The sequence below is a fragment of the Gracilibacillus boraciitolerans JCM 21714 genome, from assembly GCF_000521485.1.
Classification (GTDB): domain Bacteria; phylum Bacillota; class Bacilli; order Bacillales; family Amphibacillaceae; genus Gracilibacillus; species Gracilibacillus boraciitolerans.
In genome coordinates this window covers 1-1750 of the sequence record NZ_BAVS01000073.1, presented here as the reverse complement: position 1 = coordinate 1750, position 1750 = coordinate 1, and the positions used below count along the sequence as shown (strand labels likewise).

Sequence of the window (1750 nt, the reverse complement as noted above, 5' to 3'; positions counted from 1 at the left end):
GGATGATTTATTATCGCAAATTAGATCCTTGCTGAATAAAGCCGCTAATCAACCGGATGGAGGAAAGTTAGTTACTTCAAATTGGATACTAGATAAGTCGCTAGAAATATCGACCGGACTGGGTACTTTAGGTCAGAGCAGAACATTTTATTCTGGAGAGAAAATGAAAAAAGCTGGTTCCAATGGACTTCTCACTATTGAAGAAGCTAAGGATCATAGAAATAATAAGCCGTCATATCGATTAAGAGCCAATAGGGAGGCTTTGGAGACCTTAGGAGTAGAACCTGACAATAAAGCCAGAAGTCAATTGAATCATCGATTACCTAAGAATGGAAGAGCTTGGAGTGACGCTCACTATGATCGAGCTTATAATAACCAAGCGATATTAAGAGCAGCAGATAGGCGGGGGGGAGTACGAACTGGACTTCAACAGGGCAAAGAGCTTTGGATATGCATCCCGAAATGAAATATTGGAAAGACGAATTTGATTTAAAGCATGTCGGTTATTCAACTGCAAAGGGTGCAGGAACAGGAATTGTTAATAGTATTATTAAAGATCCTGGTACGTGGATAAAAGATACAGTCCATATTAAAGATACTTTTAAAACAAAAATAGGTGGTTTAAATTACGCTTCTAAATCCCTAGGTATTGCTGGTATGGGATTAAGCTATTATACCAATTATATTGATGCAGAAAAAGATGGTTTAAGTGGTAATGAAGCTCATTTAAGAGCAACTCAAGACACTGCGATTGATACAGCTGTAGGAGGAGCCGTTCAAGTAGGTTTCACAGCAGCAGGAACAGCATTGATTCCCATCCCCCCCGGTGTAGGTACTCTTGTAGGAGCAGCGGCAGGCATAGGAGCGAATTGGCTATTGAACAAAAAGTGGGGGAGGCGACGACAAAAAAGAAGGTAAGTCTGTGATGGATAGAGTTAAAGGCTGGTTTCATTAAAATAACAATTGTGATTAAGAGAGTAAATTCTCTAATAAATATATCTCAAAGTCATTAATACTTTAGTATACTATCGCAGAAGATAATCAACAGCAATGAAAAAAATTCTGGAGGGAAAATATAATTATGTTAGGCAAACTAAGAGAAGAAGACTTTTTAGCTTTAAGAAAACCTCTTGAGTCAAAAAGGCAAAGCCCGAAATCTTTAGGAGGTATTTTTATATTATCCATATTTATACAATCATTTTGGTTGTTTATTGAACATTTTGTTAGTGACTATTCCATTTACCCAAATATAGATCTAATAATTAAAGTACATTTATCTTTTTCAGTTGGATTAGCAATAGTTACTATTGTTTATGCTGTGCCATGGATATATATGCGTTCCCAGAGGATGCAATACTTTTTGAGTATCTTAGTTTCACAAAATCTTTTCGGCATATCACTATTTATGCTTGCAATAATTGCTATAAGTGCAGATATTTCCAATAATGCATATTTACTGCAAAGATATACTATAATAGCTTTATGCATTGGAGTTTTTGTTTTTATAATTACATGCATTCGTTTTTATTTTTTATTGAAACGGGGACGCTATAGAAAGGGTACCAAGAAAGATGTTCAAAGAAATAAATTGGAATCGACATCCTTACTGTCGATAGTAATTCCGATGGGAATAGGGATTACATTTCTTATCCAGTATTTAGTAAGAAATTTTGACTTATTAGGTTTAGATACTATTATTATGACTACAATGTTCATTGTTATTTTTTATGTAATGTTATTTGTTCTTCCT

The 1750-nt window shown here is 34.9% G+C and carries 2 protein-coding genes and 1 pseudogene; all 3 read left to right on the top strand.

Annotation, left to right across the window (positions count from 1 at the left end; all coding sequences use genetic code 11):
- Positions 1-466: pseudogene (locus tag JCM21714_RS20320) on the top strand (hypothetical protein); the annotation flags it as partial.
- Positions 463-918 (top strand): GtrA domain-containing protein, encoded by a 456-nt coding sequence (locus JCM21714_RS18945; RefSeq protein WP_235183032.1) that lies wholly within the window; start codon positions 463-465, stop codon positions 916-918. The pseudogene JCM21714_RS20320 and the gene JCM21714_RS18945, both read left to right, overlap by 4 nt.
- A 163-nt stretch (positions 919-1081) precedes the next feature.
- On the top strand, positions 1082-1750 hold a 669-nt coding region (locus JCM21714_RS17675), incomplete at its 3' end, for a hypothetical protein (protein WP_035726465.1).